Source organism: Paraburkholderia sp. GAS199 (assembly GCF_050436585.1).
Taxonomy (GTDB): Bacteria; Pseudomonadota; Gammaproteobacteria; order Burkholderiales; family Burkholderiaceae; genus Paraburkholderia.
On the sequence record NZ_JBNDMM010000001.1, the window covers coordinates 19,580 to 46,536 of the forward strand.

20 protein-coding genes are annotated in these 26,957 nt (G+C 54.4%); 16 read left to right on the forward strand and 4 right to left on the reverse strand.

What is annotated here, in order from left to right; all coding sequences use genetic code 11:
* Positions 1–22 precede the first annotated feature (22 nt).
* The 3 genes from P3T18_RS00070 to P3T18_RS00080 are packed head-to-tail and all read left to right on the forward strand — an operon-like array spanning position 23 to position 4,073.
* Positions 23–1,303, forward strand: a complete 1,281-nt coding sequence (locus P3T18_RS00070) for a c-type cytochrome (protein ID WP_429297867.1) — start codon at positions 23–25, stop codon at positions 1,301–1,303.
* Entirely contained in the window at positions 1,300–1,812 is a 513-nt protein-coding gene (locus P3T18_RS00075; protein WP_429297868.1) for a (2Fe-2S)-binding protein, read from the forward strand. The genes P3T18_RS00070 and P3T18_RS00075 overlap by 4 nt, the downstream gene beginning before the upstream one ends.
* Positions 1,809–4,073: a molybdopterin cofactor-binding domain-containing protein gene (locus P3T18_RS00080; protein ID WP_429297869.1), complete on the forward strand. Its 2,265-nt coding sequence runs from the start codon at positions 1,809–1,811 to the stop codon at positions 4,071–4,073. Before P3T18_RS00075 ends, P3T18_RS00080 begins: the two co-directional genes overlap by 4 nt.
* Positions 4,074–4,185: 112 nt before the next feature.
* On the opposite strand, the gene P3T18_RS00085 is transcribed toward P3T18_RS00080, so the two are convergent.
* Positions 4,186–4,713, reverse strand: a complete 528-nt coding sequence (locus P3T18_RS00085; RefSeq protein WP_429297870.1) for a DsbA family protein — start codon at positions 4,711–4,713, stop codon at positions 4,186–4,188.
* 17 nt (positions 4,714–4,730) lie between these two features.
* Positions 4,731–5,210 carry a redoxin domain-containing protein gene (locus tag P3T18_RS00090; protein ID WP_429297871.1) on the reverse strand — a complete coding sequence of 160 codons (480 nt, stop codon included), beginning with the start codon at positions 5,208–5,210 and terminating at the stop codon, positions 4,731–4,733.
* Between the two features lie 780 nt (positions 5,211–5,990).
* Between P3T18_RS00090 and P3T18_RS00095 the strand changes: the two genes are divergently transcribed.
* The 6 genes from P3T18_RS00095 (at position 5,991) to P3T18_RS00120 (ending at position 13,294) form a co-directional block, all read left to right on the forward strand.
* On the forward strand, positions 5,991–7,244 hold the full coding sequence (locus P3T18_RS00095; RefSeq protein WP_429297872.1) for an MFS transporter: 1,254 nt from the start codon (positions 5,991–5,993) through the stop codon (positions 7,242–7,244).
* Positions 7,245–7,299: 55 nt separating this feature from the next.
* Complete coding sequence (locus P3T18_RS00100) at positions 7,300–7,998, forward strand: VOC family protein (protein WP_429297873.1); 699 nt, start codon at positions 7,300–7,302, stop codon at positions 7,996–7,998.
* 53 nt (positions 7,999–8,051) lie between these two features.
* Positions 8,052–8,960 carry a LysR family transcriptional regulator gene (locus tag P3T18_RS00105; RefSeq protein ID WP_429297874.1) on the forward strand — a complete coding sequence of 303 codons (909 nt, stop codon included), beginning with the start codon at positions 8,052–8,054 and terminating at the stop codon, positions 8,958–8,960.
* A 519-nt stretch (positions 8,961–9,479) separates the two neighbouring features.
* Entirely contained in the window at positions 9,480–10,610 is a 1,131-nt protein-coding gene (locus tag P3T18_RS00110) for an NADH:flavin oxidoreductase/NADH oxidase (RefSeq protein WP_429297875.1), read from the forward strand.
* Positions 10,611–10,700: 90 nt separating this feature from the next.
* A complete protein-coding gene (locus tag P3T18_RS00115; protein ID WP_429297876.1) occupies positions 10,701–12,287 on the forward strand; it encodes a methyl-accepting chemotaxis protein in 1,587 nt (528 codons plus the stop codon).
* 89 nt (positions 12,288–12,376) lie between these two features.
* Positions 12,377–13,294, forward strand: coding sequence for a LysR substrate-binding domain-containing protein (locus tag P3T18_RS00120; protein ID WP_429297877.1), 918 nt, complete (start codon positions 12,377–12,379; stop codon positions 13,292–13,294).
* A 1,194-nt stretch (positions 13,295–14,488) separates the two neighbouring features.
* Here P3T18_RS00120 and P3T18_RS00125 read toward each other — a convergent pair.
* Positions 14,489–14,881: a hypothetical protein gene (locus P3T18_RS00125; RefSeq protein ID WP_429297878.1), complete on the reverse strand. Its 393-nt coding sequence runs from the start codon at positions 14,879–14,881 to the stop codon at positions 14,489–14,491.
* Between the two features lie 84 nt (positions 14,882–14,965).
* Positions 14,966–15,571: a hypothetical protein gene (locus tag P3T18_RS00130; RefSeq protein ID WP_429297879.1), complete on the reverse strand. Its 606-nt coding sequence runs from the start codon at positions 15,569–15,571 to the stop codon at positions 14,966–14,968.
* Between the two features lie 1,944 nt (positions 15,572–17,515).
* On the opposite strand from P3T18_RS00130, the gene P3T18_RS00135 reads away from it, so the two are divergent.
* The 7 genes from P3T18_RS00135 to dld all read left to right on the forward strand — a co-directional run bounded on the left by P3T18_RS00135 (position 17,516) and on the right by dld (position 26,677).
* Positions 17,516–17,842, forward strand: a complete 327-nt coding sequence (locus tag P3T18_RS00135; RefSeq protein ID WP_429297880.1) for an HdeA/HdeB family chaperone — start codon at positions 17,516–17,518, stop codon at positions 17,840–17,842.
* Between the two features lie 1,320 nt (positions 17,843–19,162).
* On the forward strand, positions 19,163–19,504 hold the full coding sequence (locus P3T18_RS00140) for a hypothetical protein (RefSeq protein ID WP_429297881.1): 342 nt from the start codon (positions 19,163–19,165) through the stop codon (positions 19,502–19,504).
* 191 nt (positions 19,505–19,695) lie between these two features.
* Positions 19,696–20,007: a fumarylacetoacetate hydrolase family protein gene (locus tag P3T18_RS00145; RefSeq protein ID WP_429297882.1), complete on the forward strand. Its 312-nt coding sequence runs from the start codon at positions 19,696–19,698 to the stop codon at positions 20,005–20,007.
* A gap of 667 nt (positions 20,008–20,674) precedes the next feature.
* Positions 20,675–21,790, forward strand: a complete 1,116-nt coding sequence (locus P3T18_RS00150; RefSeq protein WP_429297883.1) for a porin — start codon at positions 20,675–20,677, stop codon at positions 21,788–21,790.
* Positions 21,791–22,098: 308 nt separating this feature from the next.
* Complete coding sequence (locus P3T18_RS00155; RefSeq protein ID WP_429297884.1) at positions 22,099–22,290, forward strand: hypothetical protein; 192 nt, start codon at positions 22,099–22,101, stop codon at positions 22,288–22,290.
* 147 nt (positions 22,291–22,437) lie between these two features.
* Positions 22,438–24,015, forward strand: a complete 1,578-nt coding sequence (locus P3T18_RS00160) for a methyl-accepting chemotaxis protein (RefSeq protein ID WP_429297885.1) — start codon at positions 22,438–22,440, stop codon at positions 24,013–24,015.
* Positions 24,016–24,877: 862 nt separating this feature from the next.
* Positions 24,878–26,677: a D-lactate dehydrogenase gene (gene dld, locus P3T18_RS00165; protein ID WP_429297886.1), complete on the forward strand. Its 1,800-nt coding sequence runs from the start codon at positions 24,878–24,880 to the stop codon at positions 26,675–26,677.
* The last annotated feature ends 280 nt before the right edge of the window (positions 26,678–26,957 follow it).

Consider the following 26,957-nt stretch of genomic DNA (forward strand, 5'->3'; position numbering starts at 1 on the left):
GGAGATTTGAGAAGGTGCGTAAATGACACTCAAACCTAGATTGCTATGGGGCGGCGGCGTGTTCGTTGCGGCCATGGTCATCGCCGCCATCACGCTGATGTGGAAACCCGCGATTGTGCCCATTATCCCACCTCCGGCTGCATCATTCGACGCGCAAACCCGCCTCGCGGGTGCGCGCGTCGTGGCGCTCGGCGATTGCATAGTCTGTCACACTGCGAAAGGTGGCCAACCGTTCGCTGGCGGCCTGCCTTTGGCGACACCCTTTGGTACGATCTACGCCACGAACATCACGCCCGATGCCGAGACGGGTATCGGCACATGGTCGCTCGAGGCATTCACCCGTGCGATCCGTTACGGGATCGCTCGCGACGGTCATCTGCTCTATCCGGCGTTTCCGTATATTCACTTCACCCGTATGTCGGATGGCGATATCTCGGCAGCCTACGCCTATCTCATGACGCGTGATCCTGTCAAGGCAACTGCTCCCTCGAACAAGCTGATCTTTCCGTTGAACTTCCGCCCCCTGCTCGCCTTCTGGAACGTGCTGTTTCTACGGCCAGGTCCTCAGGCCAGCGATCCCTCGAAAGACCCGCAATGGAACCGTGGCAAGCTTCTGGTTGACGGTCTCGGTCACTGCGCGTCTTGTCACTCGCCGCTCAATCTGATCGGCGGAGAGGAACGAGGGCGCGCATTCGATGGCGGCGTCGTCGATGGGTGGGAAGCACCTCCACTCAATGCGCTTGGCGCCGCGACAAAGCCTTGGACACAAGCTCAGCTCGTAACGTATCTGCGCACCGGTCGTGCCAGCGAGCACGGCGCGGCGGCCGGTCCAATGTTGCCCGTCACTCGCGATCTCGCTGCTGTACCGGAAGCAGACGTGCAAGCGATCGCCACATACCTCCTGTCGGTTCAGAAACCTCAGCCTGCCGCTACTGGCGCCCCCGCCCAGAGCGTTGCGCTCTCGACCGATGTGCAGAACGGCGCTGTCCTGTTCGCCGCGTCGTGTGCACAGTGTCATGGGCCACACGCTCCGATGCAATCAATCGGCGAGCGTCCCACTCTCGCGTTCAGCACTGCCGTGAACGCGACGACACCACGCAATGTGATCCAGATGATTCTCGGCGGCATAAATTGGCATGGCGAAGACACAATGAACTATATGCCAGCCTTCAATCAGGTCTATAGCGACCAGCAGGTTGCCGATCTCGCGTCCTACATTCGTGCGACCTATTCGCAACGTGCCCCGTGGACGGACGTCGAAAAAACGGTAGAAAACATCAGAAAGGAGAACGACGCGCGATGATCACCCTAACTGTCAATGGCTTGCAGCACGCCCTCGATATTGATCCGTCAACACCGCTGCTCTATGCGCTGCGCAACGACCTCCATCTGCACGGCGCGAAATTCGGTTGCGGACTTGGTCAATGTGGTGCCTGCACGGTTATCGTCGGCGACAAGCCTGTGTTTTCCTGCCTGATTCCTGTGTCGTCGATTGGCAAACGTCCGATCCGCACGGTAGAAGGCCTCGGCACGGTCGACCACCCGAGCCCGTTGCAGAAGTCATTCATCGATCATCAGGCCGCGCAGTGCGGCTATTGCATCGCGGGCATGATCATGCGCGCCCAAGCATTGCTCGATCGCAACCCCCGACCGACCGAGCAAGAGTTGCTCAAGCATATGGAACCCAACCTTTGTCGTTGCGGCACGCATCTCCGAATACTCGCCGCGATTCGTGAGGTCGCCCATTTGCCGGCCGGAAATGCGCTCACCAATGAGGCCATGGAGATTGGAAGTTTCGGAGCAGCGCAATGAGCACGATGGACGAAAAAATTAATGAAGGGCGCCGGCGTTTCATGATGTCTGGCGCGTTGCTGGTGAGCTTCAGTATGTTCCCCGGCGTCAGTGCCATGGCACAGGAAGTGATTGCCGACGAAGGCGCTGCCGTGCACATCGGCAAATCGACTCAGGATTTAGCCGGCAGTTTGAAAACAAACCCGTTTCTCGATGCCTGGATCAAGATCAACTCGACGGGAAAAGTGACTGTCTATACCGGCAAGGTCGAACTCGGCACCGGTGTGCGCACGGCCCTGCTGCAAATCGCTGCAGAAGAACTGGACATGGCGCCTGCACTCATCACATTCTTGATGGCGGACACCGGCGCGTCGCCTGATGAGGGTCTAACCGCTGGCAGTCACACCATCGCCGACAGCGGGAGTGCCTTGCTTAATGCTGCAGCCCAAGTGCGCGGCCTGCTGGTCGACGCTGCGGCGAACCATTTCGGCGTTAAAAGCAGCGAGCTTAGTGCACACAACGCGGTGATCAAAGCGCCGGACGGGCGTCGCATGACGTATGGTGAAGCAGTCGGACTGGTCGATCTGCACCGCGTAGCAACGCCAACGTCGCCGCTGAAAAACCCGGCAAGTTTCGACACGATTGGTACTTCGCTGCCACGTGTAGATATCCCCGCCAAAGTCACCGGCAGTCCAAGCTACGTTCAGGACCTGATGATGCCTGGCATGCTGCACGCGCGTGTCGTGATGCCGCCGGTGTATGAGGCCAGACTTCTGGACACCAATGCGCCAGAGGTTCTCAAAATGCCGGGCGTGGTCAAAATCGTTCGCAACGGCAGCATGCTAGCCGTGGTTGCTACCGGTGAGTGGCACGCCGTACAGGCACATCGTGCGTTGTCTGCAGGCTCCAAGTGGACCACGGGTCGGACGCTGCCCGACCCTGCCACGGTGCATCGCGATCTGAAGCAGATTTCGACTGAGCATATCGAAATTGCCAATTCCCATCACCCGGCCGGCACGCCCGTGAAGACATTGAGCGCGAAATACACCAAGCGCTACATGATGCACGGGTCGATTGGACCATCTGCCGCGGTCGCACTATACAAAGATGGCGAAATGACCGTCTGGACCCACTCGCAAGGCGTCTACCCTCTGCGCGACGGGCTCGCAGAAATGATGTCGATGCCGAAGGAAAAGATCCGCTGCATCCATGTGGAGGGATCGGGGTGCTACGGCCACAATGGTGCGGATGACGTCGCGGCTCACGCAACGCTGATCGCGCGTGAGATGCAAGGAGCGCCCGTACGCGTGCAATGGATGCGCGAGACGGAGCACACCTGGGATCACTATACGCCGGCAATGGTCACAGAAGTCAGTGCCTCGCTCGATGCGAGCGGCACCATTGTCGACTGGAACTACGCGCTGTGGAGCAGTTCGCATAATGAGCGCATTGTCAATGCCGGCCGCCTGATTCCAGCACAAATGTTGGAAAAACCCTTTGTACCTGCACCGTCCGTGCCGATGGTTCAACCAGAAGGGGGCGGTGACCGGAACGCGATTCCGCTGTACTCGTTTCCAAACATGCATATCGTGAACAATTTTTCGCCAACCATGCCCTTGCACACGTCGGCGATGCGCTCACTCGGTGCGCATATGAATGTGTTCTCTATCGAAGCGATTATGGACGAACTAGCCGCGGCCGCGGGCACCGATCCGGTCGCATTCCGTCTCAAGCATATGCAGGATCCACGCGCGCGCGACGTCATCACGCTCGCCGCCCGCCAATTCGGCTGGCCAAGGCCGCCGCGCAAGCGCAATCATGGTGTCGGTTTTGCATTCGGAAAATACAAGAATCTGATGGCGTATGTGGCGATAGCTGTTGAAGTGTCGGTCGTGCCTGAAACCGGCCAGGTAGTTCTAGAACACGCCGAAGTCGCGGTAGATTCAGGGCAAATCGTCAATCCGAATGGTATTCGCAACCAGATCGAGGGGGGCGTGGTTCAAGCGGCCAGTTGGACGCTTTACGAAGAGCTTAAGTTCGACACGTCCAGAATCCGCAGCTTCGACTGGAGCACTTATCCAATCCTTCGCTATTCGGCCGCACCGCGCAGCATCAATGTTCATCTAATAAATCGCCCAGGTGCACCCTTTCTGGGTGCAGCCGAAGCGTCGATGGGACCGACCGCCGGCGCACTAGCCAATGCGTTATTCGATGCAACAGGAAAGCGAGTCCGCGACATGCCGTTGGCTGGCGACCGGCTGCGGGAACTTATCGATGTCTGAAGAGTTTAGCGCTCAGATCACGCGATCTAGACAATCGTGTCGTAAGCTCTCTGTCGTAACAAAGAAGCGGCGAATTGAAATTGCTTTGCCGCTTACTCATTTGACGGGAGGCCTAAGTGGTCTTGATTGAAGCGCGCAAAATCGTGATCAGGGTTTCTGCATCTCGAGCCCCTTCGTACCGGTGACCGTTGATGAAAAACGTAGGCGTTCCGTTCACACCGCTACGCAACCCACTGTCAAAGTCTTTCTGGATCGTTTCATCATACTTTCCCGAAAAAGCACTCGCGAGCTCGCGCGCGTCCAAGCCCAAACCGGCACCGTATCGGCTCAGATCGTCATCGGTCAACGCGATCTGATTCGCGTACAAAATGTCATGAGCCTCCCAGAACATTCCCGCTGCAGCCGCAGCTTCGGCAAATTCCGCAGCATGTAGCGCATGTGCATGCATGTCCGTCAGCGGGAAGTTCCGAAACACGAATCGGAGTTGTTCGCCCATGACTTGCTGCACCGCCTTGATAACGCCATACATGGCGCCGCAATAGGGGCATTCGAAATCGCCGTACTCAACAAGAGTCACGGGTGCGTCTTCGGGGCCTTGCGTGTGATCGAGAGTTCCAACCGGAGGAGAGAGATGGCTCATGAGATGTCCTGTTCTGTCTATTGAGGGATCTTTTGAAGCGCGTCAAGGATTCCGTCGACACCAGGGTTCACCGTGATAGGAGAAACGTAGGACCAGCGGATTATTCCGTGGGCATCAAGGACGAACAGCGCGCGTTCGCATACACCTTCTGAGGCGCGGTAGGCGTCATAGCATTGCGCGACCTCGCCTTTGGGTTCGAAGTCCGCTAGTAATGGGAAATGAAACTTGCACTGTTCAACGAAAGCTGCGTGACTCCACACAGTGTCCACAGAGACTGCAATTAGTTGGGCACTAAACCTGTGAAACGCCGGCAACGCAGAGTTGAAGACCTCCAGTTCGTCGCCGCAAACGGGACTCCAGTCCGGTGGATAGAACGCGATGATGACTGGCGCACCACGCCACTCCGAGAGCGATATCCTCTGATCAGGAATTGGTCGCAAGGTGAAGTCCGAGGCTTTAGTACTCTCCCGGAGCAAAGCAATCTGCGCGGTCGTCATGATCGACGGCTCTCCTGAAAAACGCGGACTGAGAGGATTTGAGCGATCCTGTAATCACAGGATAAGCCGTAAAAGTTTGCGGGAACAGTCATGCATTAGGTTCGGCAACCCAAACGATTCTGAGGGCATCTAACACTTGAGTATAGGTCCTCACCCTCTCAGTGGCGGCTTCCAAGAGCTCAGTGCACTTGCGAAAAAAATGTTGGGATGCGGATGATCAGATCGACCTGTTTCTCATCAATTCCCACCCCTAAGCTCAGCCAAACGATCATGTTGACGCTCATAGCCCGATCCGATACTCGAAAGTACGAACGCCTGACACTCCAGATCAGGCCGTGCGGCCGAGTGCGACAACGCTCTTTTTGCACGGCAGGCCTCACTCGGAAACCACCTGTGCCAAATGCGTCATACCGTCACGTTCGCAATCATCTGGATAGACGAACTGTGGCGACGGGGCAAACGATCGAGCACATCTCCCCTGCGACAAATCCGGGAGCTTTTCGCTTACCGCTGCGTAGCAGAAAATGCAATGCTGCGTTGCTTTTGGACCCGGTTTATCAATTATTTTGGCCTGAATAAGCTCTGTATTGAGTTTGAAGCGAGATCGCTGATGGTTTTGCACCATAACTTGCGGCGTGCTCGAGCCTGACGGGAAGTCAGGCGCTGCGTGTGGTTACTGCCAGCCAGCTAACCCCCGCCTCTGATTGCGGATATCGGAACATGATGCCGCTGTTATATTAATCGATAGATCATTTAAACACTGGCTCCATGACTTCTTCGATGAACAAACTAGCTGAATTTAGACGCGGATGGGTGCAGTTGATCGGATCGACCGTAGGTCTCGGGATCGGTGTGATCGGACTCGGCTCATATAACCTCGGCCTTTTTGCAAAGGACCTCCAAGGCGCCGTTGGTCTCACAAAGACCCAATATGGTGCAGGATACCTCGCCTTCACGTTGGGCCTTGCATTGGGGTTGCAGATGTGGGGGCGCCTGCTTTCGCGATTTGGCGCGGCACGCACCGCAGCCGGTAGCGCGCTTGCTCTCGCCGCGTGCTTCGTCGCGATGGCCGAGATGATCTCGTCGCCGACGGCTTACATTCTTCTGGTCGGTCTCGCCGGCTTTTTCGGCGGCGGCACAAGTGGCCTTACCTTCACACGCATCGTGAGCGGCTGGTTTGACCGCGGCCGGGGCTTTGCGCTCGGTCTGACCCAGGTTGGGCTTGGCTTATGCGGCGCAATCCTGCCACCGATCATCGCCAGTACGATCGTGAAAAGCGGCTGGCATTCTGGCTACTTGATGCTTGCAGCGATTGCAGCGGCGGGCGCACCGATTGCATTGCTGATCCTGCGCGACAGCCAGTCAGTCGCCACGGAGCAGTCTGGGCCGGCTGAAGCGCCCGATATGCAAGAACTGGCCAAAGAATTCGCAGATGTCAAACGGACCAGTACGTTCTGGATCATGTTTCTCGCCTTTACATTGTCTACGCTGTTCGTCGCGGGCAGCGCGCAGCATATGGCGCCGATGCTTCGTGAACTTGGTGCCGATGCCACCTCCGCAGCCCGCTACATGAGCCTGCTCGGAATCGGCACGGTTTGTGTTCGTCTGATCGTGGGCTGGTTGTCAGATTACGTGCATGCACCGCGGCTCATGGCATTTTCCTGCCTAGTCGGCATGGCAGGCGTTCTGACACTCAAGTTCGGCGGCATCAACTACGCGCCCTTGTATGCGTTCACGGTTGGCTGGACGTTCGGTGGCGAGATCGATTTGGTCGCGCTGATGTGCACCCGCTACTTTGGTCTCAGGATGTTTCCTCGCGCCTATGCGTTTCAGTATGGCGCACTTTGCATCGCCGCGGGCGTTGGGCCTTTGGGGGTGGGCTGGCTAGCGGACAAACTCGGCAGCTACCAGCCAGGTCTCGTGCTGAGCGCCATATTGGCCGCTGCCGCCGCCTTTGTATTCCTTTTGCTGCCTCGATACGACGGCCACACCGACGAACCGACGAACCGACTCAGCCCGAGTATCTCGGACTGAATATCCACGATTAATGCGCTTTACCCAGTCGTCCACTGTTATCAGGAAAGTATCAATGATCCACTTTGACCACGTCTGCCTTGCAGCACAAAACGTTTACGAAGCGACCTTTCGACTTAGCCGCGAAACGGGTTTCGGCAATTACGATGGCGGGTTTTTCCCGTTGTACGGCATTGGCCACAAGGTCGTGCCTCTGGCGCAGGACATTTATATTGAAGTTGAAGGCATTGTCGATCACACCGTCCTCAAGCGAGGACAGCCTCTGGCAACTTTCTTCGAACAGCAGACGCGGGAAGGCGACTGCTTTGTCGGCTGGTGTTTGCGCACTGACTCCCTCGAAGAATTGAAGGCCTTCGCAAAACACCACAACACGGTCGTCGACGAAAGTACCACCGGCAAGGACGCGGGCCGCCAGATGATGAATGGCAATCGCGGTTTTGCCTTGCAGACGCCCAGCGCATTGACAGCGTGGCCGATCGGAAAGCCGAACCTGTACTTCAAGCCGGGTAACGGCCCGCACACCGCCAGCCTGCCGACCGAACCAGGAACTGGTTCTGTGCACGGCCAAGGGCTAAACTGGATCGAAATTGGCGAAGACGAAGCCGCGCTGGCATCATGGCTCGGCGAGATTGCCAGCCCATCGGACTTTCCTTTTGAGATTCGCTACAACAAAAAGAGTTCCGGGTTGTACGCGATGGGTGTAAGGACTAACGATGGTGAGCGTGAAATCCGGCGCTCGGCGGTGAAGATCTGATTCGTCGAAAACATTAGAGAGGGCTTGCCTGATGCTGTGGTACCGGAGAAGGTATGGATAAGCTGTTAGCTTTGCGAACTCTGCTCGCGGTCGCGGAATCAGGCGGCTTCACAGCCGCAGCCCATGAGCTTGGAAAAACGACCTCGTCCGTTATGCGTCTCATGGATGGACTTGAAGCTTCCTTAGGTACGTCGCTTCTGACCCGCACGACGCGCAACGTTTCGCTGACCGATGCTGGTGTGACCTATGTCGAACAGGTCCGCCAGGTATTGACCGACCTGGCTGGGGCAGACGACAGTGTGATCGATAGCGGGATTGATCCTATGGGGGCACTGCGCGTGAGCGTTTCCGCGACCTACAGCAGATTGCACATTGCCCCTCATATCGCCACCTTCCTCAAGCAGAACCCGCGTGTGAACCTCGAGCTCGTCGTATCGGACAGCCATCTCGACTTGGTCAGCGAGCGGTTGGATCTTGCCTTGCGAGTCGGCGTTCCTACGGCGGACGACCGGCTGATCGTAAAAAGGTTACGCCAAAGCGAGCGGTTCGTAGTTGCCAGCCCAGACTATCTGCATAGACGAGGAACGCCGCATAAGCCAGCAGAACTCATCGACCACGAGTGCCTGCGATTCGTCTATAAGCCCGGCAATCGACAAAGATGGGTCTTTCGTTATCCAGCGCGCTCCGAATCGATCGACGTAAACGGGCAGCTTCTGACAAACAATCTCGACATGCTCGCCGGTGCCGCTCTAGGTGGGCACGGCATAGCTTTGCTGCCACAGTGGCTTGTCGGGACTTACGTGGCAGCTGGACAATTAGTGGCGCTGTTCACGGATGCACAAGTGACACCCGAAGGCGGCGACGCTTTTGTCTACGCGACTTACCTGCCAAATCGGCGTCATTCTCGAAAAGTCCACGCGTTTATCGATTTCGCAGAGCACGCCATCGCGGTGCCGACCTAGGCATGGTGAAGCGATTCCGCCCACACCGCCACTCTTCAGTACCTCCTTGAACGATCGCCTTATTTCCTACCGCCGATTCACGCCTTCCCGTCGCCTCCAGTCGTCTCCTAAATTATTTCGTGCGAATTTGAAAAGTCATTGCCCTGCTCGCAATCGAGAAAGTCTGCAATAGACCAAGCTGGGTACAACCCGGTTAAGACGGAGAAAGCGCATGTCATCCGAAAGGGAGTGCTCGCTAGTGCACGCGGGAGGCGGCGGCACGTCTAACGAAGCGTGGTGGCCACATCGGCTTAAACTCAGCATCTAGCAAATATTATCGATCGATAATTTATATTTGCGGACGCATTGTGACTCGCGTTCCCTGTCTCGTCGGCGGACGCCTGCCGTCCCAGCATAGAGCCCAGAAGTTAACCAGCTTTCCCGTTGCTGGCGGACACCGACGATTCGACCTTTCACACGGAAAGCAAGCGAGTCGCCCATCTTAACAGTACTAATTTGTAATTTGCTGGAGATAAAGCAATGAGTACCGCCCTTTTTTCCCCGACCACTGTTGGACCAGTCACGCTCGCGAATCGCATCGTCGTTTCCCCAATGTGTCAATACAGCGCTGACGACGGTTGCGCAAACGACTGGCATCAAATGCATTTGATGCAACTAGCAATATCCGGCGCTGGGCTAATCGTTCTCGAAGCCACAGCTACTGAGCGTCACGCCCGCATCACACACGGCTGCCTTGGTCTCTACAGCGACGCCAACGAGGCAGCCCTCGCCCATGTAATGGTAGCGGCGCGCCGCGTAGCGCCGCCGCAAACCCGTTGGGGCATCCAGATCAATCACGCAGGAAGAAAAGCGTCGGCACAACGGCCTTGGGAAGGCCGGGCTTCATTGGGACCGCTCGAAGATCCGTGGCAAACGGAAGGACCCTCGGCAATTGCCGCCGGTGATCACTGGCATACACCTAAGGTCATGACTGACGCAGACATGACACGCGTCCTTGAAGGGTTCGTAGCGGCAACTCGCCGCGCACTTCGAATTGGCTTTGATGTTATTGAGATCCACGCAGCCCACGGCTATCTCATACACCAGTTCCTTTCACCATTGGCGAATCAGCGAACGGACCAGTATGGCGGCTCGCTGGAAAACCGCATGCGCTTTCCACTTGAAGTGGCAGCGGCGGTTCGCAAAGCGCTGCCACCTTCAGTTTGCCTTGGACTGCGCATCACCGGGTCGGACTGGACGCACGGGGGGATCGATGTTACCGAAACCATCCAATTCGCCAATGCCTTGAAGGATCGTGGTGCCGACTATGTGTGCGTGACCACGGGTGGCGTTGTCAACGCCCGGATCGCAGTAGAGCCTGGCTACCAAGTTCCTTTCGCAGCCACCGTCAAGGAGCATGTGAAGCTTCATACGCGCGCCGTCGGCATGATCGCCGATCCGCATCAGGCAGAGGCGATCATCGCGTCCGGTCAAGCGGATACGGTTGCACTCGGTCGTGCGTTTCTTGACGATCCGCGCTGGGTTTGGCACGCGGCCCAGAGCTTGGGCGCCGAAGAATCAATCGTCTTCCCGCCGCAATACGAGCGTAGCAAGCCAGCACTTTGGGCCGGTGCACAACTTGCCCGGCCAGCGGCGGCAAACGTAGCCTGAGATAAGACCTTTCCCGTCGCTTAGTGCTTATTTACTGCTGACGGGCGCCTGCATGGTGCCCGTCTTTTTTTCGCCCGATGGGATCGCGACATGACACGATCCCATCAAATCAACGTTATTACCGTGTTAAAAAATATTAGTATCCGCGTTCGACTTGCATTGACTGCGACCTTCTTGGGACTATTGCTGGTGATTGGCGGCGTCATGGGAATTTCCGGCATTTCGATGAGCAATAGCGATGTCGAACAACTCTATAAGGACCAGCTTGCTTCATCGACCTCGCTCAGCGAGGCTAGTGTGTCGCTTTCCAGAATGCGGCTTTGGCTCTATCGAATCGCCCTCGATCCAACCAGCCCAAATGTGCCACAGCTCGCACAAAACGCTCAGAAGCTGCTGAACGCATCGCGCCTTTCGTGGGCAACGTATCGCGCCCTGCCGGCCGCTATAGACGAAAGAGATCTCGCTGAAACGACCAACACTAAGTTTGACGCGCTAGTTACCAACGGTGTCCAGCCGATGTTTGACGCGCTTGCAGCTCGAGACCCATCGAAGCTCGCCGACATCGCTCTACATACTCCTCCCGCCCTATTTATCGACGTGACTGACGGCCTAGACTTGCTTGGCAAGTACCAAGTCTCCGAGGCACGCGCGACATTTTCGGCAGCACAGGCACGCTTTCATCGATTCGTTGCCTTGGCTGTCGTCGGAATTGTCACCGCGCTTATAGCGGCCGCCTTGTCATGGTGGTCACTCCAGCGCGCGATCAGCGGCCCGCTTGACACAGCACTCGGTCACTTCAAAGCAATTGCTGACGGAGACCTCACAACTCAAATTCATGTACCGGGCCGCAATGAGATGGGGCAATTGATGAATGGCCTGCAGGCGATGCAAAACAACCTCATTCAAACGATCGGAGCCGTCCGCGAAGGCGCAACATCGATCGATACGGCTGCACGCGAAATTGCGGCTGGCAATGTCGATCTCTCGCAACGTACGGAGGAACAGGCTGCATCGTTGGAGGAGACGAGTTCGTCAATGGAACAGCTGACTTCGACGGTCCGGCAGAACGCCGCGCATGCGAAGCATGCCAAGCAACTAGTGACGAATACGGCCTCCCTGACCGATCAGGGAAATCAGGCCTCTCAAAAAGTCGTAGAGACGATGAAGGAACTGTCAAGTTCGTCGCACAAAATCGCTGAAATCACCAGTGTTATCGAAGGCATTGCATTCCAAACTAATATCCTGTCGCTTAACGCCGCGGTGGAGGCTGCTCGCGCAGGGGATCAGGGTCGCGGTTTCGCTGTCGTCGCCAGTGACGTGCGACTGCTGGCACTGCGCAGTGCGACCGCGGCAAAGGAAATCAAGGAATTGACGAGCAATTCGCTCTCGCGTGTATCCACCGGCGCGCAGCAGGTGGAAGACGCAAGTCAAACAATGGCAGAAATCCTTGAATCAGTGCGCAAGGTCAGTGATTTGATGGGCGAGATTGCGGCGGCGTCCGACGAGCAATCGATCGGCATCGAGCAAATCAATCGCGCGGTCGCGCAAATGGACCAAGTCACTCAGCAGAACGCAGCACTGGTCGAGCAGGCCTCCGCTGCGACGCTATCACTTGAAGTACAGGCCAGCGACCTTGAGACCGTCGTTTCGGTGTTTCGCGTCCCCGGAAAGGTCTAACCAAGCATGTCGGGAGAAGAGTCAACGTCGTCTTACGGGCAGATTTCGTAAGGCGTTTTGATTGGGACTGCAATAATACGGAGCTGTAGATGGATACACTTTACGCAATGAAGGTTTTTGTGCGCATTGTAGAGGCAGGAAGTTTCACAAAAGCTGCAGACTCCGTCGGTCTCACTGCACCCAAAGTGTCCAAGCTCTTGCAGGCGCTTGAGCATCGTCTCGGCTGCAGGTTGCTACAGCGAACAACCCGCAAGGTTTCGCTGACGGAAGATGGGCGCCTATATTTTGAGCGCTGCATTAACGTGCTCAATGAGATCGATGAAATGGAAGCGGACCTCCTTAACGCCAAGAGTTCCCCCAAGGGCCGTCTGAAAGTGAATCTTCCAACGGCCATGGCCAAGCATATAGTCATTCCCGCCTTACCCGAATTTGTCGCACAGTACCCCGACATCGATCTTGAGCTGGGGTTGACAGACCGTCACGTCGATGTCGTTGGCGAAGGCGTCGACTGCGTCGTTCGCGTGGGCACGCTCGACGATTCAGGTCTTGTCGCAAGGCGCATAGGGATGATGCAAACCTGCACATGTGCATCACCCGGATATTTAGCGCTCCATGGTACGCCGACCTCGATCGGCGAACTCGATCAGCAGTTCGGGGTGAATTATGTGTCCGCCGATACGGGGCGGCCACGGCACTGGGATTTCCTTGTCGATGGAAAGGCGGAAACTGTACAAATGAGAGGCGCAGTCGCCGTGAACGACGCTGACGCGTATGTCGCCTGCGCACTTGCTGGTCTTGGCCTCGCAAAGACGGCGATGTACCTCGTCGAACCACATCTGCGCTCAGGTGCGCTGATTCAGATTTTACGGTCTTTTAACACCGCTCCGCGCCCAGTTTCAGTGCTGTATGTGCCGAACCGACATCTTCCTGCGAAACTGAAAGTGTTTATTGAGTTTATTTCTACCGTCTATGCGGCAAACCCAGTTTTGCAAGGCAAGGGGCTGTAGAGCTACTTACACAGCTTAGCCGATCACATTCGGCCGCCGCGCCGCGGGGACGCACAATCCCGGTCCCCCCTCGTCCAACTCAGCGATAGCGCGAATTCTTGCTGTTACCGTTTCTGTACGCTGTGGAGTGAACATCAAGAAACGCTTTTAAAGATGAATACAGAAATCGCGCGATCTCTGGCCTCAGCCCTTCCGTACTCACCGTCCCTTGGAGCCTACAGGTCGACAATCTTCGCGTATTGATACTGATTGCAACTCGACCGGCGCCTCTCTAGCGTCTGACGATCGCTATGGCGACAGCATTGGCTTCGTTCGCCCCTTCGGTCGTTTATTTCCCGATTTATCCGGAATGCATTATTTTCAAACGTATACCGTTTGGCTAGCCACTCCATTCGTATTCTTATTGCAACTGCTTGCTATCCGAGCGTCGCACCATACATCCATTGTATTAAGAAGGGCAATCGTGAAATCGGAATTAAAACCGGACATCATATTACGCGCAGTGTCTTGTCGAGCGGTTGCTCCGACACTTTGCTCTGATGCGCGGCATAGTGCCTGGTCACCCTTACTATCACACCAGACGTTTCAGAGCGAAAATGCAGCACATGCCTGACTCACGAAGTTGTGCGGCACGGAGAGAGATCGACCCCGGCCAGGCGTTGTGCACTGAGGTCATAGCGTTGTGGACGGTCCTGCCAACGCAAACGTGCTTCTCGCACAGTTGTGCGCCATTCCAGAAAAAAGCGATTGCAGCCAATGAAACTGCGCAATGGCTCAAGCCCAATCCATTTAGAATTTATCCCTGCGTGGATCTAGTCTCGCTTTCTTCTTCCAACCAGAAGAAATTGAAGTGAAACTGACCCTAGAGTAATTCGCCAGCGTCTACGAATACGCTGGCGTTGACTCTCAGGCGGTTGAATTTGATTGCTGTTTAGCGACTGCAGAATGCATATCGTTCGCATCCGCCTGTCTAAGTTTACAGCAGCGCGCAGCGCTGTTCACTCAATCGAGAATCTCCAACTGCCATGGACTGGACATTACAATTTGGATGTTGCACGCTAGAAGATAGCAATGGAATTGCGTTCGTTCCGCAAGCCACGGACAAATAGTCGCGGCCCTAGACTTGCAGACACGGCGGATTAGGACGTAATTATCGCATCCGGGCATTTGAAGAGAGCACGCCGGACGCGGCAGTTAATACCACCAGCCTGGGCCCCATGCCCCCCAATTCCAAGATGCGTCATCGTTGATTTGTGCAGTCAGTTCCTGTTCGCGAACGAGCCCTTGTTGAAACTGCTCACGACGATATCGATCCCAAGCCTTCTGATCACCAATGTAAAGACAGCCGCACGCATATGGATCAGCATACAGAAAAACCACACGTTCACCGTGTGTGCGTTGCACGACTCGATTGGCTGGTAATGTTTCCAGTTCAGTGCGCCGCTTTTCTGTATTAGCAGGCACAATCGTGAAACCTGCAGATGCCAGAAGGTCGTCTTTCTCATTCGCCAACTCGACCGGCGACGCACAGGCTACCAAGACACAGCACGTCGCCATGGCAATTACGGATTTGGTCACATTCAGCATTGCTATTCCTTGTTGGAAAAAACAAAACGTCATGGGGCTGCGCATCGGATTTCGCAACCGCCTACGAATGGGGGAAATTCCAGATCAAACCCACCAGTTACCGCCAACAGCGAGATTTATGACAACGCCATAGGTCAGGTACAACAGCCAACTACCGGTAATCACTTGCCATAGTCCGATTAGTCGTGTGCCGCGGGGGAAGACGCCAAAACGTGTCGGTATCTCCGTCAAGTACACGAGCGTCAGACCGAGAAAAACGATTGCTACGGGTATATCGCCCGCTATCGTGAACACTACTACGCCAAGCACCGCGAGAAATGCAAAGCAGATTGCCATCCAGCCTTCCGGCGTCTGACTCGCACCGACATATCTCCGATGAGCGACAGCAAACCAATGCACGCCGAACGCTGTGAAAGCAACTGCGGCCATATAAAGCGGCGGCGCATTATTAAAAACGTCAAACCAAGTCAAGCCGATGATGAGAACGATCCCGGTAAGAAACTGCATGAAGCCCGCCATCCATAGTGCCCATACGGCAATAGATTTCTCGGCCTCTGGGGTGGACTTTGGATAGTTGAAAAGCGCCTGCCCACCCATCACGATGTAGCCCGTTGCAAGGCCAAAGAAGCCAATCGCAACCGGCCAGTACTTCGACACACCTTGCGTCAGCTCTCCAATATTTTCCGTCATTTTCTTGCCCTCCTCCGCGTTACGCCACGAATACAGGTTTCCCTAAAAAGGACGCGCCGCAGATACTCCAGCCGGCAAACCCCACTGATTCCATCTTGCCTCCGTAAAAACTCGTGGCATTTCAAATTTGCGCGGATTGTTTTATCCTCGCACGGTCAGCGGTCAACGCCACGGGTTGGCTTATGCCCCAGATTGAGCCGCCGATGTGGACTGGACACCCGATCGTCATATGCCAAGAGGGCTATGACCTGATCTTGCAGACTTGAAGAGCCGTCTACGACCGACAATCGCATTCGAAACCAAAGAAGTTCGAGTTCGCATTCATCGCGTTTATCGGTTAGGATCAAGATACCGCGGAACGAGAAAGTCGCCCTGGCATCACTACCGCCGCAGAGATGATTTTGATGAGCTTAGCGTGGCCGAACCCGTCTTACTGATAGTGCAGTTACGCGGTTGGAACCGATCTGCGGTCGCACCGTTATGCGGTGGATGGAGGCGGAAACATTCCTACTGCCTCAGCACAGTGCGACTCCGGAGTAACGCACTTTAGGACGCTCCTCCATGGCCCAGACCAGGTTCCCAACGCTGCGAATCATCAATCCTCCGGCATGAATGTGTGCTGCCAAGACCCGCACGACGGCCAGCGAAAATCGAGATGAAACCGGGCACGACTTTTCATGAATACCTCAGTCACATGTTCAGATATGCGACATCATCGATCTACGCATGCCAATTTCTCCCTCAGCCACGGGTATGTTTTGACACGGATTCTCAAGCTTGCCAACCGGCACCGTGTACTCGACTGGTACCACGCACAGAGTGTCGTGAAAACGGCACGCTTCTGTTCGTACGTTCCTGCTCAGTCACCTAACGAGCAAGGTAGGCAGTCGTGGTTTCGCACAACCCGTAGTGGTCAAGCATCCCCTTTGGGCGATCCTAAATAGCTGCATGATGCCCACCCCCTAAAAATTCTCTTGAGCACAGTGAGCAGGTTGCGAAAACGATCGCAACACGCTCCGCCAGAAGAGCGGTAAGCCGATCGTTGCTGCTTCGACCGTTCGGCCACGCCGAATTCGCGCACGTAACGCACTCGACGGTTTCGATGACACGCGGACTAATCGTACGGATCACATAATCGTTGCCACGCCCTTGCATGTCGCCGGCGACGAACGTTCGTTTTCTAACCGAACTTTTCCGTCGATACTTGAGCAGATCATGCGCGCGTGCTTCCGCCACGCGGACAAACCGAATCACTCTTCTACATCAGCACTGGCTTCATATGAAAACAAGTCGGTCCTTGACAGTTCCGAGCACAACTTCAGCGTGCTCATTTCTAGCGATAACTTACCGGCATGGGCAACGTCAGAGTCTGAATGACCAATGGGTACTCCCTTGCATAGGTTCACACCGGCTATTTGACTCGCACCTCCTTGTATCGTGTGCTCGTTGCCGCACCGGACGACAGATCACGTAGGGTGATCGATATGAAGCTGATTCACTGCATCGTACAATTGAGTGCCAGCTGAAACTCGATTGCTAGCTTAGTCGTATCACACGCAGTCAATCCGCACTGTCTTCAGGCTTCGGAGCACGGACCCCGACGTTCGAGTAGTTGCTCATACTATCTCCAATAGGATATCTACTCTCTAAGCCAACCGTATTCGAACTCGGTCGCGGACGCCTTAGCGGAAGATACCGATTGAATTGCATCCAAACCTTGGGGCCATGGAAATTGGTCGACCAAGGATACAACACCCTCACCCCCACCCTCTCTGCGCTCAGCGTCAGTTTGTTTTATGCTTTCTTCGCATCGACTCGCTTCGGAAGAAATTTTCTACGCAACAAGTATTTTTCGAATGCATGCGGTCGGCTTCCCCCCACCACAAGGGGTTATCAATACGCGATCGTAGTGACGTGATCGCACTGCGCACCAAGGAGTTTCACATGAACCGTGCTGTAATCATTGCGTTCTTTATCGCAGCCGTATCTGCTTCGTCCGTACAGGCACAGACCGCGCACAAGATGAATCCAACCAAAATGAAATGCGAAGATTTCGTCGCCGTCGCGGACGAATACAAGCCTGCCGTTGTCTACTACGTTGCCGGCGTCGACAAGCTCGGCGTCACAGGGACGGACACCATCGTGGAAGACACGGCGACACCGATCGCCGCAGTAGTCGAGGAGTGCAAGAAGAGCCCGAAAACATCGTTCCGCGCGAAGATTCGAGAAATGTACAACGCCGGCAAGCTCGCTCTTTTTGACCATCACTGAATAACCAGACGGGCGCGGCTTCACTCGAGGGTCGCGCCGGATACTCATACCTTCTGCGTGGAACTAGAGGCTGTTGGAGAAGGTCATGATGCGCGTCTAACAGTTTTTTGATAGGCAGTTACCAAAGTGAGAAAATCGTACATTACATCTCCTTACGCTCCCGCAGCCTGTCATGCCAGCGCATCTCGATGCCCACGCTGAGCCCCAAACTCCAGCGAAAATACCTTTTCGCAACCTCGCCGCGACGACCACGCTGAGGCGCTGCGTCCCAAAGTTTATTTGGCACGGTCGAGTCAGAGAAATTTGGTCAATTTGTAGTTGGGCTCACCGGGTTGGAATGCTGAATTCACGCTTCGGCCTGACCGTCAAAAGCGAATTCCCGAGTGTAAATTCGCCCGTTGGCTTACGGGTCTGGCGGCGTGAGCTGATGAATCAGGCGTCGAGCTCCCCCGATCAGTACCGGCGCACTCTTCTCTCGCTCAGTGGCTGTGAGCCAGGCTCGCAGCCATTTCGAAAGTCTGGTGTTGAAGGGGGCCTTCTTCCAGTGTTCAGTAACCGCGTTCTGTCCAGCCACTTTGCGTTTTCGCCGCTCATCGTTGAGCCTCCAGTCGACAGATAGCAACAATAGGTTCGAAACCGAGCCATGGCTTACTGCGATGCAGCTTTGATCTCTTCGTCTGCTGAGCCCCGAGGTCGGCAAGCAACAACCCCATGAGTTGATCTGGCTTCGCCGCAGCTTGATTAGCGGCATCCTGAATCCGAGGCACCTCGGAAACCGGAACAACGGCCCCTTGAAATCGAGCAATCGCCTTTGCGCCGTAGCCAACCACCCCTGAGCCTGCTCCGATCGCAGTTCTCTATTGATTGCCAAATCGCCCCTTCAATGATGGCTTACTCATATTTTTTAATTAGGTCTGGCCTAAATTCAAGAAGCAGATGAGTCTCCGCCAAGAAGCTTTTTGCCGCTAGCTACCCGCTTCCAAACGAAAATCCAGACGGCGAATACTTCAGACGATGAAGCACTCAAGGATCAGTGTTTCCGATTTACTTTTGACCATATACGCAAATAGAATGTCCCGACTTCATCACTCGGAACAGTCTTGCCAAGCTAATCTTCGGTCGTCGGAACCGCCGTCCGACCACACGGATTGATGCTGTCGACGGAACCTCAAATTTTTCCTCTCCACGGCCAGTCTCGGCACGCGAATGCACCGGTCCGAAAAGCAGCCATACGGCTAGGTGTCCAAATGAGTTGCCTGATTGCAAGCAATTTTCTGCGCCTAGCTTTTGCTAATGCCCAAGTCGCGCCAGGAGGCCCAGATGCGATTCGTCAGTTATGCCAAGGGCAACTCAATGGGTATCGCAATCAAAATCGGCATCGATAATTATCGTGGACTTCAGCAGCCTGATCTTAGGTTCCCCGGTAGCCTTGACCAGCTTTTGCGCGCAGGCCCACCAGCTATGCACACGGCGGCACAACTCCTCATTGAATCCGGCACCTCGGTCAATCCCGCCAGATTTTCATCCCTGCCACCAATTTTCGCACCCGGAAAAGTTATTCGCATCCGCCCACGCTACCTGGATCAATCGCAGGAGGTGGATTGTGAGAAACCGGCCTGCGCAAATTTCAATCTTATCCGGCTCCGGGCTGATCGGCCATAACAGACCGCTGAAATGGCCGGCTCACCTGGACGTCCGTGGCTACGAGGGTGAGTTGGTCGCAGTTATAGGCCGCCTAGCCAAACGCGTTCCCAACTAGTTGGCACTGTCTTATGTTACGGGATATAAACTCCTAAGCACTCCGATGTTTCAAGTTAGACGCGCTCCGACTCGATACTGAAAATCTAATCAGATTGTCGATTTCCGAAGCGCAGCGGGGTCCCGAACTTGTGACGGCGTACAAAATCCCCAACGGCGCGATCGGGTTGCACATTCAAACCCGTATGAACGGCATGATGGTTCATGAAATGAGCATAAACGAATTCGCATTTAACATTGCAACAGCTGTATCGCTAGTCAGCGACGCGATGCCGCTCGAGCCGGGAGATCTGCTCGCCATGGGTCATTCGTGTCGCTTCGGCACATTTCGCGACCCGGCACGCGCGCCGAGGCAAGTGACGTCCTCGAAGTCAAAATTGAAAACATTGGCGTCCTCCGAACCGTGATCGGAATGCGCTAGTCGCGCTTCAAGTCGCGGCACTGGCGATGAAGCCCTGCGGAGTTGTAGGCACGTGTCCAGAAGATGATAGGCACCCTTCCGCAGATTCGCTTTATTTTGCGTTGCACTTGCATTGCCCGACTATTATTCATACGATAATCAAAGTTGTGAAGAGCCAGGCGGTGTCAAAGTAGGCCATCGTGAAGAAACCCCGCCGGTGAACCTGAGAGCCATGATGGTCAGTTGATCGACGGTGACGCCCTGAGCGTTCCATTAGCCCGCGCCTGCGGGCTTCTTTTCGGGACTCCATTGCAGCCAATGCAATGCCGCGTTGCATTTACACCCCATATATCTATATTTTTGACGTGAATAACCTGTGACTAGGGTCAACGGTTTTTCAACTCAAACTGTACGTTGGAACTGACTAGTGGGTGGCGCTCACCAACATCAACGGCGCTCGACATGAGGCAGTTCTAACTTTATTTTTGGCGAGAGTTATGACCCCGACGTCGATTGCCCGTGGTAACGGTCACGAGGCTTATTTATCGATGGATATTTTATTTGTCGCCGCTCAGCTGAAAATTATTAGACGATCCAAGAAATTCGGTAAAGCGATTGTAAGTGCCTGCGCAGAGTCTTGATTCTGTTTTTACAATACTATTTTAGGTAGAGTGATGAAAATCAAAGTATCGCTTTTGGCTAGTGGTCTCGGCCTTATCTCGCTTTGTTCGACTGCATTCGGGCAAAGCAGCGTCACACTTTACGGTTTGATCTCCGGTGGCTGGGCATATTCAACAAATCAGGGCGGGCACCACACATATCAAGCCATCAGCGGGACAAACCAGTCACCTCGATGGGGTCTCCGCGGAAAAGAAGATGTCGGCGGCGGTACCAGTGTTGTTTTCACGTTGGAAAACGGGTTTAATATTTATACCGGCAACGCTTCTTTTAATGCTCGTGAATTCGGCCGTCAATCCTTTATCGGTCTGACTAACACTACATGGGGAACGTTGACAGTTGGCAGGCAATATGATTCGGTGGAAGATTTGCTTGGACTCAATACCGCTTACAACTGGAACGGCACCATTGGCGACAACGATAACACCTACGCTAACATCCACGTCAACAATTCGATCAAGTACACAAGTCAAAAAATCAACGGTTTCCAGGCTACGGCACAATATGGGTTCAGTAACTCAACAAGCGGCTTTAGCGATAACCGCGCCTTTGGTATGGGGGTCAGTTACAACTATGGCGGCCTGATCTGGAACGTCGCGTACACGGAGTTCGATTCTCCGTATAGCGCCACCAATCCGACCGGAGCTATCGATACAGACTACTCGCCAACGTATCTGACATTCGACCGTAGCGCGTTGAGTTCACATGCCTACGCGAAGAAACAGAGAATTTTTGGCACCGGTGGATTTTACAGCTTTGGGTTGCTGAAGCTTGGCGCGCTCTATACGGACGTCAACTTCAACTATCTTGATGGTCAGCATTTGAACATACAAAACTTCAGTTTGAGTGCAAACTACTACGTTCGTCCTTATTTCCTGCTTGGGGCAGCATACGTCTACACGACGGGGGACTACACAATCACCGGTAAAAAGCCACGCTGGAACGAGCTAAACCTCGTTGCCGATTACTATCTTTCTAAGCGAACAGACATAGCTCTCATCGTTTATATGCAACAGGCGGGTGGCGGTGCACTTGCGGATATTCAGGGTTACACATCTTCATCCACGAACCGTCAATTGGTGACGACACTCGGTATGCGGCATACGTTCTGATCTTTTGCGGCCCCAGCGGCCGCTATTAGATATTTTTGCTTTGCCAGCATCTTTCAGCGTAACCATTGGCCGTTGTTAGCGCGGCACCATAAAGTTGCGATAAGCAATGCCGCATTGTGACCGGAGGCGTGCGCGGTCTCTGCACGTAGCCTTCTTAATCACTCACGGACCGTGGAACATTGTCCGTTGATGAGTTAACCCATTACTTCCGGTAGAGGTACCGAGACTCGACGCAAGGCAGTTCGAGGTTTCCCCGCCGAGATGCACCTTCAGCTCGCGATTCATTTCACCTTGCTCGCAGCTTGCCGATGCCGATGCCGATGCCGATGCCGATGCCGATGCCGATGACCGGCAGCGTTGCTCAATTTATGCAACTCATGTTGCAGATGACGCAATGCTACGTTGCGTTCTCACTTGCAAATCGCCCATTGCCGTCGATCTTCATGCAAAACCCCTCCAAGTTCGGCAATCTATTTAAAGCCGCATTGATCACCCGCTAACCTTTTCTTCACGAATGCCGATAAGGCCAGCAAGGCTCCCGGCAAGAGTGGACGAGCCGACTTCTGCAGCGGTCAAATACCGCAAATATTCTTCCGCCGAGCGTCGGTCCCGAGGCCGAGCACGGCAAATATAGTGACGTAACTATCGTGTTAAAAAACTTAAGTATCCGCGCCCGCCTTGCAATAACCGTTGCCACTTTGGGCCTACTTCTCCTTCTTGGAGGGATTATCGGGATCGTTGGGGTCTCGATGAGTAACGCAGACGTCAAGGATCTATACTCAAATCAACTTGCATCATCGACAGCACTTGGTGAAGCAAGTGTATCGCTATCAAGAATGCGTCTCTGGCTATACCGCATTGCGCTCGATCCGAGCAGTCCGAATGTGCCCCAGCTCGCTCAAAACGCGAAGGATCTGCTGGGTAGATCTCGTGAGGCGTGGGCTGCCTATCGAGCGTTGCCATCAAACAGCCCGGAGGAAACGCAGTTGACGGAGGCCACCGGTCGACAGCTCGACAAACTGATCGCCGAAGGCATTCAGCCAATGTTTGATGCGATCGCAGCTCGAGATAGCACCAAAGTGGCCGATTTCGCATTGCACACGCCACCAGCACTTTTCATCGGAGTGACCGACGGTTTCGACACTCTTGGAAAGTACCAGGTAAAGTCAGCACGGTTGACTTTTTCGATAGCACAGCAGCGCTTTCACAAATTCGTGGCATTTGCAGCTAGCTGCATTTTTGTCGCACTGATTGCTGCGGCATTTTCATGGTGGTCGTTGCAACGGGCCATCAATGTACCGTTAAACCAAGCTCTGAGACACTTCAAATCTATCGCAGACGGTGACCTGACGGCCCCAATTCGGATCCATAGCCGTGACGAAATGGGCACGATGATGACGGGGCTGCAAGGCATGCAAGCCAACCTCATACGCACAATCGGAACTGTGCGAGAAACCTCAATGTCAATCGATACGGCCGCGCGCGAAATAGCTGCTGGTAACGTCGATCTCTCGCAGCGAACCGAAGAGCAGGCAGCATCGCTCGAAGAAACAAGTTCGTCGATGGAAGAGCTTACCTCTGCTGTTCGGCAGAATGCTGCACACGCTAAACAAGCCAAAGAATTGGTGACAAATACAGCCTCACTCACCGATAAGGGTAGTCGAGCGTCCCGGCGAGTCGTGGAGACAATGAAAGAGCTGTCTCTTTCATCCCATAAGATTGCCGAAATAACTGGCATTATCGAAGGGATAGCCTTTCAAACCAATATCCTCTCGTTGAATGCGGCAGTTGAGGCCGCACGGGCTGGTGACCAAGGTCGAGGATTCGCCGTGGTCGCGGGTGACGTGCGGTCGCTGGCCCTTCGAAGCGCCAGTGCAGCAAAGGAGATTAAAGAACTGACCACCGATTCTCTCACTCGCGTTTCATCCGGCACTGAGCTGGTAAAAGATGCGAGCGATACTATGCAACAGATTTTGGATTCAGTACGAAAGGTCAGCGATCTGATGGGCGAAATAGCAACCGCCTCTGAAGAGCAATCAGTCGGAATTGAGCAGATCAATCGGGCTGTCGCTCAGATGGATCAAGTGACCCAACAGAACGCAGCCCTAGTAGAGCAAGCTTCAGCCGCGGCCCTCTCGCTTGAATCGCAGGCGGGAGAGCTAGAATCTGCAGTGTCAGTGTTTCGATTGGCCGGAGAGACTAGCGCATCCGCTCGTTTGTTATAAGCCTGATTGGTTGCATCTCCGACTTACATGCCGGCTTGCCGGCTAGTAATCAGAGGCCATTTTCTGGTGCTTGAGCGCCTGCAGCGAACAAGCTCGCCACGATATCTTTTTTAAGAGAACGTGCCGTGCGAGCAATGCCTTCATCGATTAGATGCAAACTATCTGTCGAGCTTGGCGAAATATAAGCGCTCGCGCTCTCCCTTTCCATCGTTCTGCAGGGCTCCGACCGCTTGAATTGCTTGACCAAAGCAAAGTTCTATACGTTACCATTCGAGTGCGCAGATCACCCCTCCTATTAGCGCAGTAGGCTGCAAACGGCGTGAACACGAGCGTCGAATTCTAGCGACGGCAAACTTCCCCATGTTCCGAGCGGGCACAAGACCGATGTTGGGTCTAGCTGATCATACGGATTGCAGTTTATCACCATGAATAGTCGTTCCGGCCGGCGCCATCACTAATGTTACGTGGATTAGTCAATTGCACTTGCGACATTGAAATTGTCGGACCTAATGTAATTCCAAACTCCTGTTCGCGTTCCTGCGATCACTGACGAAAAGATTTATCCCGCCGGGGTTGGCGCTGCCAAAGGCCGCGTCGTTAAACAATTCAATGCACCCGGAAAACTCAGGCGTGGGCGGCAAGCGGCCCTGTTTTGATGAACTCCGCCATGTATACACGCCAGATCGAACGAAAAGGCTCTGACGGATCAAATTCCGGCAGCAACCGCGACGCTCGGCCTCCGCCACGCCGGCCGACCAAGTCCGCTGTTGCCGTGCATTTTCTAAAATTCCAACGGGATGACGCTGTTTATATATGTGCTCGACCGCAAAATTTAGCAATTCACGTCAGCCAGGAGGATGCAATGTCAATCGCGGCCACGACTCAGGATAGTTCCAGCGCGTACCATTGGAAATCCAATCAAGTCTTGCTTGACAGTCTGCGTCAAATTGTTGGCGCCAAATATACCCTGACCTCCCCCTCCGCGACCCGTCGTTACCGCACCGGCATTCGGTTCGGTTCTGGTAACGCGCTCGCCGTTGTAAGACCTGGCACGCTAGTCGAGCAGTGGAAAGTTCTCAAGGCCTGCCTCGGAGCAGGCGTGGCTATCATCACCCAAGCATCGAATACGGGCCTGACCGGCGGCTCAACTCCCGATGGCAACGATTATGACCGTGACCTAGTAATCGTGAGCATGACACGGGTTAAAAGAGCCTATGTTCTCGACAACGGCAAGCAGGTCATATGTCTGCCGGGAACGACGCTCGACCAACTCGAGAAATTGCTCCGGCCGCTGGGGCGGGAACCTCATTCGGTGATTGGATCAACCTGTATCGGCGCTTCTGTGTTCGGCGGCGTCTGCAACAATTCGGGGGGTGCCTTGGTTCAGCGCGGCCCGGCCTACACGGAGATGTCTGTGTTCGCACGAGTGGATGAGCGAGGAGAAGTCCAACTCGTAAACCATCTAGGAGTTCGCATCACGGGTCCCGAGGAGAAACTATTGGAATGCCTTGATCGCGGGACGTTTTCTGAAACAGATGTAGTCGAGGATGCTGGTGCCGGTCAGGATCACGAGTATATCCAGCATGTACGTAGGGTCGACGATCCGACACCTGCCCGATTCAATGCGGACCCGAATCGCCTCTACGAATCTTCAGGATCTGCTGGGAAAGTAATGGTTTTTGCCGTGCGATTGGATACATTCCCGATTGAAAAAAACCCCGTGGTTTTCTACATCGGGACAAATCGCACAGAAGAACTGACGCAAATTCGTCGAGAAGTACTATCAAATTTCCACCACATGCCAATCTCAGGCGAATATCTGCACCGCGACGCGTTCAAGATTGCGGAAAAATATGGCAAAGATACTTTCCTACTGATCCACTATCTTGGCACATCACGTTTGCCAGCGCTTTTTGGACTGAAATCACGATGCGACGCTCTGCTGGAACGGTTTCACTTTTTACCCTCACATCTGACCGACCGAGTCTTGCAGGCCGCCAGCTATCTATTTCCCAATCACCTCCCCGAGCGAATCAGGCTTTACCATAAAAAGTTCGATCATCATTTACTGCTTAAAGTGTCGGCCGAAGGTGCAGATGAAGCACGTTCCTTTCTAAATCAATACTTCGACAACGCAACAGGAAGCTATTTCGAATGCACAGCTGCCGAGGGCGAAAAGGCATTTCTTCATCGATTTGCAGCCGCCGGCGCTGCGAATCGATACCGCGCGTTACACGAGCAAACTGTTGAAAACATCCTTGCGTTAGACATCGCGCTGCCGCGCAATAACATGGACTGGTTCGAACGACTGCCTGAAGAGATCGAAGAGCCAATCATGATCAAGCTGTATTACGGCCACTTTCTGTGTCATGTTTTTCACCAAGATTACATTGTCAAGAAAGGACACGACTGCATGGCAATCGAACATAAAATGTGGAAGTTGCTCGACAACCGCGGTGCCGAATATCCAGCTGAGCATAACGTTGGTCATCTCTACGTCGCCAAGCCAGCGTTACGCAATCACTATCAGGAACTCGACCCCTGCAACCGCTTCAACCCGGGGATCGGTCATACCTCCAAGTTCGCACACTATCGCGAGATTGAGATAGCCGCCCCTCATCTGCCCGGCGCTCCAACGCAGAATGGGAAGACTGGCCAATGATTCGCGAGTAAGCTGCCGATCTAGGCAGTTGGACGTTGCACAAGGGGCCGCCCAGTCCGGGTGCTATAGGCGCCCGTCTTCGATTGTGGGCACGCCGGTATCGGTGGTGGCTCATAAGCTCCTCCCTCACACCATGTAAAAGGATTTTCGATTCCAAGTCGATTTTCCTCGATGTATGACAGGTCCATTTCGACAAATCACGTATCAGAGTTTGCGGCGAACAACATGTGGTGCAACGACATGTTCCCATAGTTGCAGAACCTTCGATGAAGTTTGTGCA